Consider the following 16,396-nt stretch of genomic DNA (forward strand, 5'->3'; position numbering starts at 1 on the left):
GTCCGCGGCCGACACTCCTGACAGTGGCGGTATCGCCATGGTTCAAAAGGATCCCGCCACCCCGCGGTGGCGTCTCACTCGCCCCGGGTGAAGGTGCGCCGGTACTCGCTCGGTGTGGTGCCGAGGATGCGCTGGAAGTGCAGGCGCAGATTCGCGCCGGTGCCGAGCCCGACGTCGTCGGCGATCTGCTCGACGCTGCGCTCCGAGCGCTCCAGCAGCTCCCGCGCGAGGTCGATGCGGGCCCGCATCACCCACTGCATGGGCGTGTAGCCGGTCTCCTCGACGAAGCGCCGGGAGAACGTACGCGCCGACACTCCCGCCTGCTGCGCCAGCACGTCGAGGGTGAGCGGCTCACCGAGCCGGTGCAGCGCCCACTCACGGGTGGCGGCGAACCGCTCGCCGAGCGGCTCGGGAACGCTGCGCGGCACGTACTGGGCCTGGCCACCACTGCGGTAGGGGGCCGCGACCAGCCGCCGGGCCGCGTGGTTGGAGGCGGCCACTCCGAGGTCGCCGCGCAGGATGTGCAGGCACAGGTCGATGCCGGAGGCGGCGCCGGCCGAGGTGAGCACGCTGCCCTCGTCGACGAAGAGCACGTTCTCGTCGACCCGTACGAGCGGATGCCGGGCCGCGAGGGCCCGTGTGTAGTGCCAGTGGGTCGTGGCACGCCGGCCGTCGAGCAGGCCGGTGGCGGCGAGCGCGAAGGCACCCGTCGAGATGGCGGCCAGCCGCGCGCCCCGCTCGTGCGCGGCGATCAGCGCGTCGACCACGGCACGCGGCGGATCGTCCCGGTCCGGGAACCGGTAGCCGGGGACGAAGACGAGGTCGGCCCACGCGAGCGCGTCCAGGCCGTGGGCGACGTGGTAGGCGAGCCCGTCACCGCCGGTCACCAGACCGGGAGTCGCCCCGCACACCCGCACCTCGTACGGCATGCTCGCGCGGGTGGTGAAGACCTGCGCGGGAATCCCGACGTCGAGCGGCTTCGCACCCTCCAGGACGAGGACGGCGACGCGGTGGAGGCGGGAGGATGACACGGGAAGAGACTAGTCAGGGCGGCCGGGCTCGGGCGTGACCTGGTCCGCCGCCACGATGCGCTCCACCGCGGCCGCCACGAGCTGGTCGCGCTCCGCCTCGGTGAAGACGTCCGGCAGGGTGAGCTGCTCGACGATCAGCCAGTTCAGGGCCAGGATGAGCAGCTTGACGGCCGTGGCGTCGCCGAGGAGGCCGGAAGCCTCGTGAAAGGCGACGTTGGCGTCGACGTCGGCCCGGACGCGCGCGGTGAGGACCTTGCGCAGTTCGGGGCGGCGGGTGGCCTCCAGGCGGAGCTCCAGCAGGGCGAGGTAGCCGGTGCGGAAGGAGGCGACACGGCCGACGAGTTCGCGCATCAGCTCGGTGTAGGTGTCCCGGCTGCGGTCGGCCGTCTCGTGCCGGGCGAGGGTCGCCGCGTCGGGCTGCAGCCGCTCGTACACCCGGGCGCCGGCCTGGGTGAGGAGGTCGTCCCGGTTGGCGAAGTAGTTGGACGCCGTGCCGACGGGGACGGCGGCCTCGGCGTCGACGGCCCGGAAGGTCAGCCCGCGCGCGCCCTCCCGGGCCAGCACCTCGATCGCCGCGTCGACGAGAGCCGCACGCCGCTGATCGTTCCGTCTCACCATGAATGCCACTCCACCTGTAGTACTACGCGCATGCCACTTCGATCAGAGTACTCCTGACCGGGGGTGACCGGGTCGGCGGGCGAGCAGTTCAAGGGAGGCGTGAACGCGGCGCGCAGAGGAGTCCGGCATCCTTTCCCGTTCCGTCCGGGGGCCGGTCCGGGGCGTGTTGTGCGGCTCGCGTTGGGGGCAGGCGTATGGGGACCCGACGTAACCTCACGATGGAGAGCCGGTGATGACGACTTCCCGTGGGCAGCGGTCCCTGCACGAGGTCAGGGAGGATGCCGTGCCGACCCGACTGGAGCGGGAGAACGCGCAGTTGCGGCAGGCGGTGGATTCCCATGCGACGGTCGATCAGGCCATCGGCGTCCTCGTCGCGGTCCACCGGCTGACCCCGACCGCCGGTTTCGACGTGCTCCGTGAGGTGTCCCAGCACGCCAACATCAAGCTCCACGCGGTGGCGGAGACGGTCATCGACTGGGCGCTGGGCACTTCCCTGCCACCGCCGGTGGGCCGGCAGCTGGACGCGGCCGTGCAGCGGCGCCTGCGCGCGGAGAACGACCCGGATCGGCCCGGGTAGGGCACCGGCGCGCAGGACCCGGCCGGCCGACCGGCAGGGCGGCGTGGCCCCCCAGGGCACCTCGGCGAACGGATGTTCGTCCCATCGTGGAGACCCCGCGGAACATGTGAGGCATAGTGCGGGGTACGCGCAGGCGTGTGAACGGGGGTACAAGGGTGGAGCCGGCTGAAGCAGTCCCCGAGGGTGAGGGCCACGTGGTGCCGGAAGCCGGCCCCGCGATCCAGGAGACGGTCGCCCTCGACGGCGACGGACACGTCATCGCCGTGGCACGTCATCGGGCGGCCGGTTTCCTCGCGCGGGTCCAGGCCGAGCACGGCATTCCGGTGTCCGCTCGCGCGATGGATCTGACGCAGCTGGTGGTGAGCGAGCTGGTCACCAATGCGCGCAAGTACGCTCCCGGGCCTGTGCTGATGGAGCTGCGTGTGGCCGGTGACGCGGTGCTCGTCATCGTGTGGGACAGCGATCCGGTCATGCCGGTGGCGCGGGCGGCGGACGCGGGCAGGGTGGGGCAGCACGGTCTGGAGATCGTCATGGCGGTCGCGCAGGGCTTCGAGGTGCAGCGGGAACCGGTCGGCAAGCGCATCACCGTCCGCATCGCCCTGCTGGACGATCCCGGCGGCGACATCGCCGGCCGCAACCCGGTGTAGCGCACGCCGGAGCCGCTCGCGCTCGCCTCACGTCACACGTGGCCCGGACCCGGCCGGAGGAAGTCCGTCAGGGCCGAGGCCAGTGCCTCGGGCGCCTCCTCGGCGACATGGTGGCCGGAGTCGATGCCGAGGCCGCGGACGTCGTCGGCCCACAGGTGCCAGATGTCCCGGGGGTCCCCGTACAGATCCTCCAAGTCGTCCCGCAGCGACCAGAGGACGAGCGCCGGGCAGGTGATGCGCCGACCGACGGCGCGGTCGGCCTCCTCGTGGCGGCGGTCGACAGTGAGACCGGCGCGGTAGTCCTCGAGCATCGCCCGTACGACGTCGGGATCGCGCGTGGCCTGCCGCCACTCCTCGTAATTCTCCCGTCCCATCGTCTCGGGGTCGCCGCGGTACCAGCTGTCCGGATCGGCGGTGATGACACGCTCGGGGATGTCCGGCTGCGCGAAGAAGAACCAGTGCCACCACTGGGTGGCGAAGTCGACGCTGATCCGCGACAGGTGCTCCGTGAGCGGCACACAGTCCGCGAACGCCACCCGGGAGACGCACTCGGGATGGTCGAGAACGAGACGCAGCGCCACATAGCCTCCGCGGTCGTGCCCGAGGAGGGCGAAGCGGCGATGGCCCAGCCGGCGCATCACGGCCACCACGTCCCCGGCGACGGCGCGCTTGGCGTAGCCCTCGTGGTCCGCGGTGAAGTGCGGTCCCTTCGAACGTCCGTAGCCCCTCAGGTCCGGGCACACCACCGTGTGCCCGGCCGCCACGAGCAGCGGGGCGACCCGGTGCCACGTCGCCGAGGTCCGGGGATGACCGTGCAGCAGCACCACCGGCGGGCCCTCCCCACCGAAGCGGACGAAGACGGAAGCCGGACCGACATCGATCTGCGCCGTCTCGAATCCCTCGAACACCGGGCCTCCTCGGGGCTCAACCGGCGTACCACGTCGTCCCGTCGCGCGGCGCCGACCTACCCGGTGCCCCGGCCGACGGCAACCATGTCCCCGATCCCCACCCGCCCCCCTTCGCCCCGGTACCCGCACACGCCCCCGCCCCTCCCGGCAGCCGCGCGCGATTGTCGGCCACGAGACGGTAGACGCCGTGGGCGGCCCAGCGCACGGGCGGCAGGGTGAGGAGCGCTCCGGCGACGGCCCACACGCCACCCCCGCTCAGCAGGATCTTCGCCACGGCCTGGGCGCCGCCGTACACCCGCCCGATGGGGGTCACCCACAGGGCCTCGTATCGGGCCCGCTCCTCGGTGACGCCGAGTGACGTGAGATCTGCCTGCTGCCATGCCACGACCTCGCACCGGGGCCGCACCAGGCGTTGGACGACACCCACCGACATGGTGCAGAAGCCGCAGTCCCCGTCGAAGATCAGCACTGGTCGCGTACGCACCTCTCCATCGTGCCGCACCCTGGGCCGGACTGTTCCGACGTACGGGCGTACGGGCGCACGCGCAGGGGGGCCGGCGGCCGCAGCCACCAGCCCCGCTGCGGCAGCGGCTCAGTGCAGTGGCCGCACCTGGATGTTGCGGAAGCGGACCTTGTTGCCGTGGTCCTGCAGCCGGATCGCTCCGGCCGCCGGTGTCTCGGACCGGCCCGAGGCGGTGGGACCGTCGAGGGCGACGTCGTCGTGGACCGTGCGGCCGTTCCACACGACCGTCACCCGGGCGTCGGCGGTCTTGTCGCCGTCGTCGTCGAACCGGGCCGCGCGGAAGACGATGTCGTAGGTCTGCCAGGTCTCCGGCCTGGTCGCCATGTTGGCGTCGGGTGCCTTCTTGAGGTAGATCGCCCCGGCCTCGTTGGTGTCCAGGGAGGTGTCACCGTAGGAGTCGAGGATCTGCAGCTCGTAGCGGTCCTGGAGGAAGATGCCGCTGTTCCCGCGGTCCTGGCCGGTGACGTCCGGTGGCAGCTGGGGGACGCGGAACTCGACGTGCAGGGCGAAGTCCTGGTAGGCGTACTTGGTGCGGATGTCGCCGCAGCACACCTCCATCGACTTCTCCTCGGTCAGCGGCCACGCCACCTTCCGTCCGTCCGTGTGCTGCCACTGGGACTGCGACCCGGCGGTGCCGTCGAAGAGCGTCACCTCGCTGCCGCGCGGACGCACGGTGATGAGGTCGAGATTGACGTGGCCGGTGTCGCCGGCGTCGAACCGGTAGGAGATCGCGTTGTGGCCGGCGCGCAGAGTCAGTTGTTCGGTCCGGGTGGACCAGGAGTCCCAGTCCCCGGTGGAGGGCAGCAGGGTCTGCCGGACCTTCGTCCCATTGGCGTACAGGGAGAGGGACTTGGTGCCGGCGAACGGGTTCGGGCCGTTGGAGTAGCGCAGGTTCACGTCGTACGTGCCGCTCTTCGGGACGGTCACGTCGAACGTCGTGGCGACCTTGCCCTCGGTGGCGTACCGGTCGACGAAACCGCTGCCGGAGTAACCGGAGTGGTCGGTGTTGATCCCGGCCTTGCCGGTCAGCCGCGCTTCCTCCGCCTCGTACAGCGTGGCGGCGGGCGGCTGCTTTCCGGGCAGCGCGTTGAGCGTGTACCAGGCCTCGGTGCTCCACAGCGACGCACCGGAAGCCGAGGTGAAGGGGCGCGGGGAGCGCACGTGCACCACGTGGCCGGGCTTGAGTCCGTCCGTGCGCAGCCGGACGGTGCGGCCGTCGTCGGAGAGCGTGGCCGAACGCACGGCGAGCCGCTCCTCGGCGATCTTCGGGCCGCCGTAGTCGGCGGTCGGGGTGTAGCGCCACTGCTCGACCCGGTAGCGCGCGGCGAGCTGCGCCGCGGTCTCCTCGGACACCGGCTGGGTGTACGTCAGGTCGAAGCCGCCGGGCACGGCACGCATCGTCTTGATGTCGAAGGCGTTGCCGCCGTTGGGCGTCAACTTCTGGAGGCCGAAGCGGAGTTTGCCCTCCTGGCCCCAGTTGCCGTCGGCGCCCAGCCCACCGGCGTAGATCGCGCCGTCGGGGCCGAGGGTGAGACGGTTGACCCCGGCCTCCAGACCCTGGGTGTAGCGGAAGACCGCGCCCTGGTACTGGCCCTTCACCTTCTCCAGATAGGCGCGCTGGAGTCCGCCGTACGTGACGTCACCGATCAGCATCTGGCCCGCGAACTGCCCCTTCTTCAAGTACAGCGGTGTCGAGGGCGAGTTGGCGATCTCGTTCTGCGGCAGCCAGAGCACCGGCGCCGTGACGGGGGAGGACTCGAAGGGGCCGGCCGGCTCGGTGTAGTGGTTGAAGAAGCGGTCCTGTCTGATCTGGACGAGCTTCGACGAGGGCAGCCAGCCGCCCTGGTTGTCGGTGGTGAACAGGCCGCCGTCCGGGCCCCACCCGATGCCGTTGGGCGTGCGCAGGCCGCCGGCGACCGGGCTGATCCTGCCGGTCTTCTTGCTGATCTTGTAGGTGGTGCCGCGGCCGGGAGCGGGCTGCGGGGTGGTGGTCGCGCCGCCGTAGTCGATCGCGACGGAGAGATTCACGTAGAAGTACCCGTCGCGGTAGAGCAGACCGAACGCGAACTCGTGGAAGTTGCCCCCGTAGGGCCAGGTCGCGACCGTACGGTACGTGTCGGTCACGTCGTCGCCGTCTTCGTCGACCAGCCGGGTCAGCTCGTGCTTCTGCGAGACGTACAGGGAACCGTCGACGTACTTGATCCCCATGGGCTCGCGCAGCCCTTCGGCGACCTTCTCGACCGTCACCTTGTCGCGGCTGGTCCGGCCGGTGACGTTGTCGAGCAGATACACCTCACCGGCAACGTTGTCAGTGCCGCCCCAGGTGCTGATGGCCAGTCGTCCGTCGGGCAGCCAGTCCATGCCGGTGACCTGCGGCTCGAACCCGTCGGGGCGCAGGTCCGTGAGGTCGAGGTCGGGGCGTACGGATGTGAGGGGCAGGCCGTCGCCGGGGGAGTCCCCGCTCGCCTCGCACTCCTTGCGGCCCGGCGCCGTCACCCGGACCACGTCGGCGTCGGTGCTCAGCGCCTCGCGGGGCACGACGGTGAACTCGCTCTCACCCGGCGGCTTCCAGGACAACTGCACCTGCTGCCCGCCGTCGCGTTCGAAGTGGTCGACGCGCAACGGGTGGGAACCGGCGGTGAGATGGACGGTGCCGTCCTTGGGCTCGGCGCCGTGCAGACCGTCGTGGTCGATCACCGTGGAGCCGTCCAGTGACAGCCGGGAGCCGTCGTCGCTGGTGAGCCGGAACACGTACGAGCCGTCGCGCGGAGCGATCAGATAGCCCGTCGCCTCGGAGACGAAGCGGTCCTCGAACCCGCCGAAGTCGGCGGCCGTGGACCAGTCGACGGTGGGCATGAGCTTGTCGTGGTTGGGGGTCTGCCCCGGCTTGAGGGTGCACAGCTTGCTGAGCGGAGTCTGGACGTCGTAGACGCGCAGCGTGACGCCGGGCTCCTGGGGCGGGATGTCGGCGGCAGCCGACGGGGAAGGGGTCGCGGGCGTCGGAGCGGGGTCGGCCGCCACCGCCGGGGCGGCCAGGACACCGCCGGCCAGGACGGTGGAGGCGAGCACCGCGAGGAGGTGTCTTCGGGCTCGTGGGAAGGGGTGTTGGCGCATTGGTCCTCCTGTGCTGGGGACCGGACCGTGCCGGATCGTTCCGGTCGTTCACGGGGGTGGAGCGCGGGTTGCGCCGCAAAGGTAAGAGACTTTCGCTTGTCATGTCCATACTTTGTCATCACTGTGTTCAAAGTCGGTTCGCGCGCCCTGCCGGACCTCCGGATGCCTCCGTGGGTTCGTCACCGCCCGATGGTGGAACTGATCATGAGTGGGCAGCATCTCAACCACGGGGAAGCTTCCGGGAGTGCGCCCGGGGGAGAGGCGGTGACGACGGGTGAGTGAGCAGGGTGGCCGCGACTGGGTGCGGATGACGCCGGACGACTTCGACCGTGAGGCGCCGCCGCGTCCGGAGGTGGACGGACGGATCCCGGCCGAACTGGACGAGTGCGGTACCGCCCCGCTCTTCGGCGACGAACCGCCTCCGGCCAGAACAGGCCGCACCACCGCACGCACCCTCCAACGGGCACGCCAGGAACGCCTGTTCTGAAGCCACCGCATCGCCAGGGACCGGGCAGAGCGGGCACCCTGTCAGGGTGGCTGCTTCCCACTCTCCGCTGCCGGTCCGCGACGACGACGGCAACGCCCTGATCTCCTTCGCCCCGGGAGCCGAGGACACGCCGCCCGACGACGCGCCGCTGCCCCTCGCGCTGGTGGCCCTGTGGCACGGCGATCGCGTCCTGATGGCGTTCAACCGCTTACGGCAGGCATGGGAACTGCCCGGCGGGCTGATCGACCCCGGGGAGACCCCGCGCCAGGCCGCCGAGCGCGAGTTGCTGGAGGAGACCGGCCACGTACCCGAAGGGCGGCTCCACTTCGCCGGGTTCGCGTACTTCACCCTGGCACCCGACGGGCGTCGCGAGTACGGCGCCCTGTTCACCGGCCGGGGTGCCGACGTCTCACGGTCGTTCCGCCCCAACGACGAGATCGAGGCCGTCCGGTGGTGGGACCTGCGGGAGCCCCTGCCGGGACGGCTCCAGCCACTGGACGCTCACCTCGCGGAGCTCGGCCGCGCCACACCGCCGAGCACCCGCCACGACACGCCGGGCCCGGCGTCCGGTCCGCCCCGCCGGCCCGGGCGACCATCCGGGTGAGCGGCGCCCCGGTTCGCGCCGGGGACCGCGTGTCGGCAGGATGGGGCCATGACCGAGATCCGCACGCCCCGCCTCCTCCTGCGCCGATGGTCCGACGACGACCTCGTCGCACTGTCCGAGATCCACGCCGACCCGGCGGTGATGCGGAACGTCGGCGACGGAAGGCCGCGCTGCCTGGAGCAGACCGCCCTGGACATCGAGGCGTGGGAGGAGGAGTGGGACGAGGAAGGGTTCGGGACGTTCGCGGTCGAACTCCTGGGCTCCGGTGAGCTGGCGGGTGCCGTCGGCCTGACCGTGGCCGGCGCACCGGACGAGATCGCGGGCCAGGTGGCGATCGGATGGCGTCTGGGACGGGTGTTCTGGGGACAGGGCTACGCCTCCGAAGCAGCCCATGCCACCCTGGAGTTCGCGGTGCAGGACCGGGGGCTCGACCGGGTGGTGGCGGTGTGCCGCGCGGAGGACAGGGCGTCGATCAACGTACTCGGCAAACTCGGCCTGCAGGCGGAAGGCACCGCACAGGACCCGCTCGACGGCCACGTCTTGCGGCTGTACGGCATCGACCTGACGCAGTACCAGGACTAGGACGTGTCGCTTTGATGAGCGTGGCGCGCGGAGCGGATGGCGGCACTTCCACCGTCGCACCTTGGGGCGCGATCTGCATGACAGCTGGCGGTCGCAGAAAGCGAAGCACCTACGCCACGGGTCCTGCCCCTCATGTGAGGGGCAGGACCCGGTCGACAGTTCTTGTGCCACATACCGCCTGGCACTCCCCTGATCGGGATGTCTCAGCAGTCCGCGACCCACTTGTGGGAAGCGATGTTGTCGTTCAGTGACGTGCCGCCTCCCGTGCCGTTGTTCGGGAAGTAGTGATGGACGATGTTCTCGAGATACACGCCCCGGTTGAGGCAGTAGCGTGCGCCGGTGTGGTCCGGTCCGTAGTAGAGCCAGACATCATGGGTCCTGCCGTTGTTGTGGAGGGAACTGCCCCGGTTGCGCATGCCGCAGATGTCCCAGTTGGGAATGTCACCGGGCCACGCGCAGTGCCGGCCCCCCTTCTTCTCGTGCTCCCACACGTGGAGGTTGCCGTCTGCTGCGACGACCCTCGGCGCTCGGTCGGCGTGGGATGCCAGTGCGGTGGAGGGTAAGGCCGTCAGCACCAGGGCGGTGATGCCGAGTGTCGTGAGGCCAAGGCTGATCCCGGATGTGGTCATGCTTCTCCTTTGCCGCGGCGTAGTGAGCCTTTGGTCGAACATGGTGAAGGTCGGGGTGCGCAGGACCAGAAGCGTCTGTGGGTCGGCCATTGCCGCTCACGGCCCCATCTCGATCTCGGGAAGCCCGTGCCCACCAGGGCTGCGGGCTTGAAGCTCTTCTCTGTACGCACACTGCGGCGGCACGATGGTCCCGGTTCTGACACTGAAGGAGGCAGGCAGATCGGGGCCGTGCAAACAGGGGTCATCCAGATAGCAGTGTCTCGAGGGCCACAGTCCATCCCGCCGCAGTGCACTCACTGCATCTGTGCGGGCCAAAGCACGCAGGTCAAGGCGCTCGCTCACAAGGGGGCCGACCTGACAGACCTCAACCCCTCTCCCCCAGGCCGCTGTTTGTCATGCGCATTCGCACCTAGGGGGACAGGGGCGAGCTCATGCCTTCGGCTGGGTGAAGCGGATGCTGTTGCCGAAAGGGTCCCTGAGTCCGCAGTCGATGCATAGGGACGCTCGGTCGGCTCCTCGGTGAACTCGACGCCCTTGCCGCGCAGCGCCTCATACGTCTTGCGGCAATCATCAGTACTGAAGATCAGGTGGCCACCCATGGCTCCCTTCGTCAGCAGGTCGCGGACCTGCTGCGCGGTTTCCGTGGACAGGCGCGGCGGGCCCGGCCGCTCGAGGAGGATCTGACGCTCGGGCTGGTGCGGGATGCTGACGGTAAGCCAGCGCATGAAGCCCAGATCGGCGTCAGCGGCGACCTCCAGCCCGAGCTTGCCGACGTAGAAGTCGAGTGCCTCGTCCTGGTCGAGGACGTAGATCTGCGAGTGCGTGATGGCCGTGAACATGTCCATCACGCTACGGGCAGCTGCCTGGCAATACTTATCCAGAACTGCTCAGCCGGCCGTCGGTCGGATCGCTGGCCGCATCCAGGCCATGGTGAAGCATGTGGGCACGTCGGCAGCGACCGCATGCTTGCGGTAGTCCCTTGGGCATTGGCCCACTATGCCGCGGAATGTGCGGCTGAAGGTGCCGGTGCTGCTGAAGCCGACCTCGAAGCAGATTTCTGTGACGCTGTGGTCGCTCTCGCGCAGCAGGAACATCGCCCGTTCGACACGACGGCGCTGCAGGTAGCGGTGCGGCGTCTCGCCGAAGGTGGCGCGGAAGGTACGTGCGAAGTGGGCCGGTGACACGTGGGCGATCCGGGCCAGCGCAGGCACGTCGAGTGGTTGTGCGTAGCAGCGGTCCATCAGGTCCCGGGCGCGGAGCATTCGGCGATTGGTGTCCAGGGCGGCATGTTGCACCGTGTCATGACAGCACGGGGTCTGGCGGGCCGGCGAGATGTCGGCCGGACAGATGCACAGGGCGTGGCTGTTGCTTGGGACCGGTTCAGCGGGGGCGGTATGGCGGGCAGCGGAGACGGCCTGTCGGGGAGTGGCGCCGGCAGGGCAGTGAGATCAGGAGGCCGCGTTTGCCGCCGAGCGGTCCGATCGCGGCCCATGTTGAGTGACGTCCGCTCCTGGTGATGGCCAGGACGTAGGTGCCGTCTTCACCTCGATGCGCGACGGCGCCACCGGAACTAGGTCGGCCTTCTGATGACGGAGATGCGCAAGGACGGCGATCTCCCGATCGCTGGCCCCCGCTTACGCAAGCCGGGCGTTGGCCCCGTCTCCCTGGCCGGCATCGCCATTCGGGCCGACGCCGGCCCGCTGTGCGCGGCGCGCCCCTACCTGACTCGTTGCGTTGTGCCGACGCCGGTCTGGTGGGTTCGGGTGACACCTGCGATAACCAGGTCGCTTCGGGTGCGTCTAAGGCTCTTCGTGGCCGTCTGCACGAGTCGACTCGGGTGTGGCTGCTTCCAAAACAATGCGAGGCCGCTCGGTGGTAGCCGAGGGGGTCGCCTCACTGGTGCCCTGGCAGGGCAGCGTCCCTGCGCCGCGCTCCGGCAGTGGGGAGGGATGTCAGATCGCTCGACGTCGGTGTCGTTGTACGGCGAGAACGACACCGAAGAGGCCGCTACCCAGGCTGGTGTGCATGTCAATCTCGGCCAACGGCGGGCGCGATCGCGTCATCTGTGGCGTGTCGCCGACGCGTCTGATCACCGGACCGATAGACCTCCTCTCGACCATATGTTCGGATCGCTGACTCGATCCGCAGAAGCTCGGGGGTTTCCAATGCACATACCGTGGTTCAGGCGCGCCGGCAGACAGGCACTCACCATGGGGACCGCGATCGCCCTGCTGTCGGCCGTGCCATCTATGGCACAGGCAGACGCGTCGGCTGATCTCGAGGTCGAGTCTTACGTTCTACCGATTGGCGCAGCGACGCCATCTCTACAAGAGTTGCAGAGCGGCGACGGTATGGAACGTCTGCGAGACGTTGCCCGTAAGGCGGAGCCGATGGCGCAGCTGCCGCACGAGACGGTTGGTCCTGCGGCGTCGTACGCACGGCTGGCGACTCAGCCCTCTCGCACCACGCCTGTCGCATCGACCGCCTCGCCGACGCCCATGATCGCGGCTCCGGAACCGGCCCGCACCATGTCGCTCGACGAGTGCAAGAAGGGCCTCGGCACCACCAACAAGTTCTACTTCACGTCCCGGTTCGCGGCCTGCTCGGGCGCTTCGTTCGTGCAGACCTGGCTCGTCAACGGCAGGCCCTCCGGCGTGAGCATGTTCAACGTCCGGGTCGTAGGGACGATCGCCAAGAACAGTCGCACGATCGGCTTCAAGTACTACTTCACCGAGATGGAGTCGCAGGGCACCACTGAGGCGCCTGCGATGAAGATCGGCACCAAGGGGAAGATCCCCAACAGCTGGCCGTCCACGGTCCGCTACACCCGGGGCGGCAACATGCCCGGAACGAAGACCTTCGCCGAACTCAAGGTGCTGCGCTCCTTCAATGAAACCGTCAACGCCAAGCCCGGACAGGGCAGTCAAGGCACAACGGATCTGATCGCAGCCGTCTACCAGCCGTCCATCACCATCACACCGCCACCCAACGCCCAGATCACCGGCGACCTCAAGGGTGACCTGTTCTTCCTGCCTCCGCGCTGGGACGCCGCCAAGTACCTGGCGAACTCCACCGGCGGCGGCAACCCCGACAAGAGAGGCGCAGCCTCCTTCGCCTACATCGGGATGCTGAACTACAGCACGAAGGACGGCGCCGAGGAGCGAGCTGCGGCACAGCACATCAAGACGGCGTTCACGAAGCCACAGGACACCAAGCCGTACATGTCGGCGAAAAAGGTGCCAGGTCAGACGCCCGACCAGCCGCTGCATCGAACAGTCAACAAGGCACGCAAGGAAGACAACCGCAAGGCAGCGGTGAAGCAGTGCAAGCGGTACTGGGGCGCCAACTACACGCACGGCGGCACGCGCGAGTGCGACGAGTACCCCTTCGCCACCACCTATGAGGGCGCAGCGGAGCACGACCACGACCCGGACGCGAAGAAGTTCAACTTCTCCGTGAAGCCGATCGCGAAGGAAGACAACGGTGCGGGCGGCAGCCTGCTGCTGAGTTTCTACGCCAAGAACCGGATCATCGACGGAATGGAAGACGGCTTCATCGTGAAGATCGTCTCCTGAGTACTGAGGGCGGGAGCGCCACCCCGTTGGCGCTCCCGCCCACGGTCCGCGTTCAGGTCTTTGCGGGCCAGAACTGCACGAGGTACTTCTCCACGCCTTCGCCCGTACCTTCCTGTTCCGACAGTGCCGCAGCCTCCCTGCGCCCAGCGCAGCTAACCCGCACCCGCCACGAGCCCCCCGAATCGGCGAGCGTGATCACGTCATCGGCACGCCCCGAACCCATGGACCACAAGGCCACTTCGCCACTGGCCGACTCGAAGTCGGCCTCAGCCTGCTCATCCCACAGCGAAGCATCCTGCGCAGGCGGCTCGCCGTCCCACACCTCCACGCTGACCGCAGCGGTATGCGTGTGGCCGCCACTGTAGATGTCGAGACGCCCCGGGAAGGCGTTCAGGAACACGCCTTGCGCGAAGTCGTCGGGAAACGGCACGGGCAGATCACCGTCATCGGACTCTTGAAATCCGAAGCCGTGGTACTCCACGTCAGCATCAAGGTGTCGCCGCCGGACAATCTTGGCCATAACAGCCCCTTTGCGTGAAGAACGACTGGTCATCAACCGTGATCCTAGGGCGGCCCCTTCCAGAGCGCACTGGCATCACCTTCCAGGCCGGTGGGCAACCGTTCTGACCGCCACGGAGGGTGAGTTGAGGGTTGTGCAGTGGTCGTCACGGACGGCTCTCCCGTGCTCTCTGGTAGGCAATGCGCGCGAACTCAGGCGCCAGGCCCTGCCCGGAGAGAGCGAGCGCGGCGCTGTCGTGGGTGCGAGCTGTGCTCAGGGCATTGATGCCACCCCCCCCGTTGAGGATGGCGGCGTGATCGAACGCGAGTCGTTCGGGGAGGCGGTCCAGGGGCCACCAGCGGCCCCTGCGGGCATCATCCCCGACGACGATCGCGGTGCCGACGGGGACTACGACCATGTACGCGACGGTGATGTACCGGCCGCGCGGGTCGCGGTCGGGGGCGTCCCAGGCGCCGATGGGGCGCAGGCTGTCGGTGGTGACGTGGACGTCGGTCTCCTCAGCGAGTTCTCGCGCCGCGGCCGCGAGGCTCACTTTGCGCAGGCAGGCGCCAGCTTGCGCAGCGACCAGCGGGTGAACGGCTGGCTACTTGACCAGCCGGAAGGCCGGGTGCCCAACCCAGGCCCGCAGGAACTCCGCCGATCCCAGCGCCATCCAGTCGTCGCCCGCGATCCCCGACACCCCCGGAAGGCCGGCGACGACCGACGCCTGTCCATCCAGCGGCTCGACATTGGCCACGCCCCCGATGACGTCCATGACAGCGGCGGTCAGCAGGGCCGTGGTCACGTGGTCGATCTCGCGATTGCAGCCGGCGCTGACATTGACGGCATGGGTCGGTCTGAAGCCGAGGATGGCCTCCACCACGGGCTCGTCCGCGTGCTCAGCCTCGAAGGTGCTCTCGTCGCCGACGCCCGGCCCCATCAAGTGGACCAGGAAGGGCCGATGCCAGTCCTCGCGCTGCGGATTGAATCCCACCAGGGCTGTGAGCTCCTCGTCCGCGGAGGTGTTGCCGACGAGTGGCAGCGGGAACGGCTTTCGCCAGTCCTTCTCTCGCCTGTCCTCGACGCCCAGTCGCTCTGCGGGCACGTTGACGTCGAAGAAACCGGGCCGCTTCTCGTCGAAGTGAGAGGAGAGCCCCACCATCAACGCGCGGAACTCCCGCAGCGCAGCCGGGGAGAGCGGCTCCGCCAACTCGATCACCAACGTCGGACCAGACATGCTGGGAGCCTGGTTCGATCGGCTCCGCGACCGCTCGCATTGTTCCCACACCGAGTCCAGCCGGTCCGAGCACCGACGCCGCCAACCCGGCGCAATCTGACCAGCCCATCAAAGAGACACGTCCTAGCGTGCTCGGCCCCCCGGCCCCGGTCGGCGCTCCAGCCGCCGGTCAGCCCTTCTTCAGTGCCTCGGCGAGCATCACCAGGATGCCGCTGGGGCCGCGGAGGTACGTCAGCCTGTAGAGGTCCTGATAGGTGGCCACACCGCGCAGCGGACGGCAGCCGTGCCGCGCGGCCGTTTCGAGGGCCGCGTCGAGATCGTCGACCTGGAAGGCGACGCGGTGCATGCCGATCTCATGGGGACGCGTGGGCTCCGACTCGATCGCCTCGGGGTGGATGTACTCGAACAGTTCCAGGCGGCCCTGACCGTCCGGCGTCTGGAGCATCGCGATCTTGGCGTGATTGCCGTCGAGGCCGACGGCGATGTCGGTCCACTCGCCGCTGACCGTGTCACGGCCGATGACCGTGAGGCCGAGATCGGTGAAGAAGGAGATCGCCGCTTCGAGGTCACGCACCGCGATGCCGACGTTCTCGAGTCTGATGGCCATGCGCCGCATGCTACCGAGCCAGGTCGGTGCGCATGGCGATCCGAGGCGGTGACGGGGCCGACTAGGGACGGCCGTCAGCGCAGCCACTGCCCGTCGCGCATGACGACTCTTCCCCGCAGTTCCGGCTCGCCGCGCCACGCCCGCACGACCCGGGGAACCACGCGCAGATAGACGAAGGAACCCTCTTCCGCGCGTGGATCCCACCCGAATCTGCCGGCGAAGGCCTCCGCCGCGTCCGCGGGCACCTCCCGGTCGGGGAAGCACTCCGCCTCGCCCTGGAGGAGCACCACGTCGAAGGAGTCGGGCAGTGCCAGACGCACACGCGGCTCCGCGCGCACGTTCCGCGCGGTCGCGGACGCGGCGCCGGTGCACATCCACACGGCTCGCCCGTCCCACATGAACCACAGCGGCACCTGGTGCGGCCCGTGATCGGGGTGGGCCGTCGACACCCACATGTCCCGCTCGGCGGCGAGCCGCTCCAGTACGTCGCGCGTACGTTCCGCCGTCGGGCGAGGGACGATTCCCGTGCTCTCCATGGGAATCGACCCTAGCCAGCGGGTGCGGAGCGCGCCTGCGGCGCAGGACCTACATCGCGCGACCGAGGCGCCCCCCGACGGGCCCGTACGGGCGTCACCTGCATGTACCGCCAGGCGGGCTGTCCGGGGGCCCGCCCACTCGTCGTAGGCGGGAGGCCCCGTTGCATGGCCGAACGCGGCGAAACCGGGCCGGGTGGCGCCCGGGGCGGTGGTGTTGGAGAC

18 protein-coding genes and 1 pseudogene are annotated in these 16,396 nt (G+C 69.3%); 6 read left to right on the forward strand and 13 right to left on the reverse strand.

All coding sequences use genetic code 11. The features are described 5' to 3' along the window. Positions 1-74 precede the first annotated feature (74 nt). Both CHR28_RS01110 and CHR28_RS01115 read right to left on the reverse strand, forming a co-directional pair. Positions 75-1,031: a GlxA family transcriptional regulator gene (locus CHR28_RS01110; protein ID WP_094051481.1), complete on the reverse strand. Its 957-nt coding sequence runs from the start codon at positions 1,029-1,031 to the stop codon at positions 75-77. Between the two features lie 9 nt (positions 1,032-1,040). Continuing rightward, positions 1,041-1,649, reverse strand: a complete 609-nt coding sequence (locus tag CHR28_RS01115) for a TetR/AcrR family transcriptional regulator (protein WP_094051482.1) — start codon at positions 1,647-1,649, stop codon at positions 1,041-1,043. Positions 1,650-1,881: 232 nt separating this feature from the next. Here CHR28_RS01115 and CHR28_RS01120 point away from each other — a divergent pair, with 232 nt between their 5' ends. Then, on the forward strand, positions 1,882-2,226 hold the full coding sequence (locus CHR28_RS01120) for an ANTAR domain-containing protein (RefSeq protein ID WP_094051483.1): 345 nt from the start codon (positions 1,882-1,884) through the stop codon (positions 2,224-2,226). A gap of 194 nt (positions 2,227-2,420) precedes the next feature. Beyond that, a complete protein-coding gene (locus tag CHR28_RS01125; protein ID WP_094051484.1) occupies positions 2,421-2,873 on the forward strand; it encodes an ATP-binding protein in 453 nt (150 codons plus the stop codon). 32 nt (positions 2,874-2,905) lie between these two features. Here CHR28_RS01125 and CHR28_RS01130 read toward each other — a convergent pair whose 3' ends face one another. The 3 genes from CHR28_RS01130 to CHR28_RS01140 form a co-directional block, all read right to left on the reverse strand. After that, positions 2,906-3,781 carry an alpha/beta fold hydrolase gene (locus CHR28_RS01130; RefSeq protein WP_094051485.1) on the reverse strand — a complete coding sequence of 292 codons (876 nt, stop codon included), beginning with the start codon at positions 3,779-3,781 and terminating at the stop codon, positions 2,906-2,908. Positions 3,782-3,797: 16 nt separating this feature from the next. Further along, on the reverse strand, positions 3,798-4,265 hold the full coding sequence (locus tag CHR28_RS01135) for a thiol-disulfide oxidoreductase DCC family protein (protein ID WP_094051486.1): 468 nt from the start codon (positions 4,263-4,265) through the stop codon (positions 3,798-3,800). 108 nt (positions 4,266-4,373) lie between these two features. Then, positions 4,374-7,418 (reverse strand): family 16 glycoside hydrolase, encoded by a 3,045-nt coding sequence (locus CHR28_RS01140; protein WP_094051487.1) that lies wholly within the window; start codon positions 7,416-7,418, stop codon positions 4,374-4,376. Between the two features lie 274 nt (positions 7,419-7,692). Between CHR28_RS01140 and CHR28_RS01145 the strand changes: the two genes are divergently transcribed. Genes CHR28_RS01145 through CHR28_RS01155 form a run of 3 tightly spaced genes read left to right on the forward strand, consistent with a single transcriptional unit; the run spans position 7,693 to position 9,091 of the window. After that, a complete protein-coding gene (locus CHR28_RS01145) occupies positions 7,693-7,905 on the forward strand; it encodes a hypothetical protein (RefSeq protein ID WP_256984053.1) in 213 nt (70 codons plus the stop codon). A gap of 46 nt (positions 7,906-7,951) precedes the next feature. Continuing rightward, positions 7,952-8,509: an NUDIX domain-containing protein gene (locus tag CHR28_RS01150; RefSeq protein WP_256984054.1), complete on the forward strand. Its 558-nt coding sequence runs from the start codon at positions 7,952-7,954 to the stop codon at positions 8,507-8,509. A 48-nt stretch (positions 8,510-8,557) separates the two neighbouring features. Beyond that, the gene (locus CHR28_RS01155) at positions 8,558-9,091 is read left to right on the forward strand and encodes a GNAT family N-acetyltransferase (RefSeq protein WP_094051489.1); all 534 of its coding nucleotides are present in this window, start codon (positions 8,558-8,560) and stop codon (positions 9,089-9,091) included. Positions 9,092-9,294: 203 nt separating this feature from the next. On the opposite strand, the gene CHR28_RS01160 is transcribed toward CHR28_RS01155, so the two are convergent. From CHR28_RS01160 to CHR28_RS01170, 3 genes and pseudogenes are all read right to left on the reverse strand, one after another. Then, entirely contained in the window at positions 9,295-9,720 is a 426-nt protein-coding gene (locus CHR28_RS01160; protein ID WP_094051490.1) for a peptidase inhibitor family I36 protein, read from the reverse strand. A gap of 429 nt (positions 9,721-10,149) precedes the next feature. Next, positions 10,150-10,559 (reverse strand): annotated as a pseudogene (locus tag CHR28_RS01165) (VOC family protein). Positions 10,560-10,607: 48 nt separating this feature from the next. Then, positions 10,608-10,982, reverse strand: coding sequence for a helix-turn-helix domain-containing protein (locus tag CHR28_RS01170; protein WP_094051491.1), 375 nt, complete (start codon positions 10,980-10,982; stop codon positions 10,608-10,610). Between the two features lie 948 nt (positions 10,983-11,930). On the opposite strand from CHR28_RS01170, the gene CHR28_RS37420 reads away from it, so the two are divergent. Next, positions 11,931-13,295 (forward strand): NucA/NucB deoxyribonuclease domain-containing protein, encoded by a 1,365-nt coding sequence (locus CHR28_RS37420; RefSeq protein WP_143655759.1) that lies wholly within the window; start codon positions 11,931-11,933, stop codon positions 13,293-13,295. A gap of 52 nt (positions 13,296-13,347) precedes the next feature. Here the strand turns inward: CHR28_RS37420 and CHR28_RS01180 are convergent, their stop codons facing one another. The 5 genes from CHR28_RS01180 to CHR28_RS01200 all read right to left on the reverse strand — a co-directional run bounded on the left by CHR28_RS01180 (position 13,348) and on the right by CHR28_RS01200 (position 16,174). After that, positions 13,348-13,815: a hypothetical protein gene (locus tag CHR28_RS01180; protein ID WP_094051492.1), complete on the reverse strand. Its 468-nt coding sequence runs from the start codon at positions 13,813-13,815 to the stop codon at positions 13,348-13,350. Positions 13,816-13,960: 145 nt separating this feature from the next. Continuing rightward, on the reverse strand, positions 13,961-14,347 hold the full coding sequence (locus CHR28_RS37090; RefSeq protein ID WP_256984055.1) for an NUDIX domain-containing protein: 387 nt from the start codon (positions 14,345-14,347) through the stop codon (positions 13,961-13,963). A 51-nt stretch (positions 14,348-14,398) separates the two neighbouring features. Then, a complete protein-coding gene (locus CHR28_RS01190) occupies positions 14,399-15,031 on the reverse strand; it encodes a DUF6368 family protein (protein ID WP_094051493.1) in 633 nt (210 codons plus the stop codon). A 169-nt stretch (positions 15,032-15,200) separates the two neighbouring features. Continuing rightward, positions 15,201-15,638 (reverse strand): VOC family protein, encoded by a 438-nt coding sequence (locus tag CHR28_RS01195; protein ID WP_094051754.1) that lies wholly within the window; start codon positions 15,636-15,638, stop codon positions 15,201-15,203. A gap of 74 nt (positions 15,639-15,712) precedes the next feature. Then, the gene (locus CHR28_RS01200) at positions 15,713-16,174 is read right to left on the reverse strand and encodes a pyridoxamine 5'-phosphate oxidase family protein (RefSeq protein ID WP_094051494.1); all 462 of its coding nucleotides are present in this window, start codon (positions 16,172-16,174) and stop codon (positions 15,713-15,715) included. Positions 16,175-16,396: the final 222 nt, after the last annotated feature.

Source organism: Streptomyces sp. XY006, from assembly GCF_002237655.1.
GTDB lineage: Bacteria > Actinomycetota > Actinomycetes > Streptomycetales > Streptomycetaceae > Streptomyces > Streptomyces levis.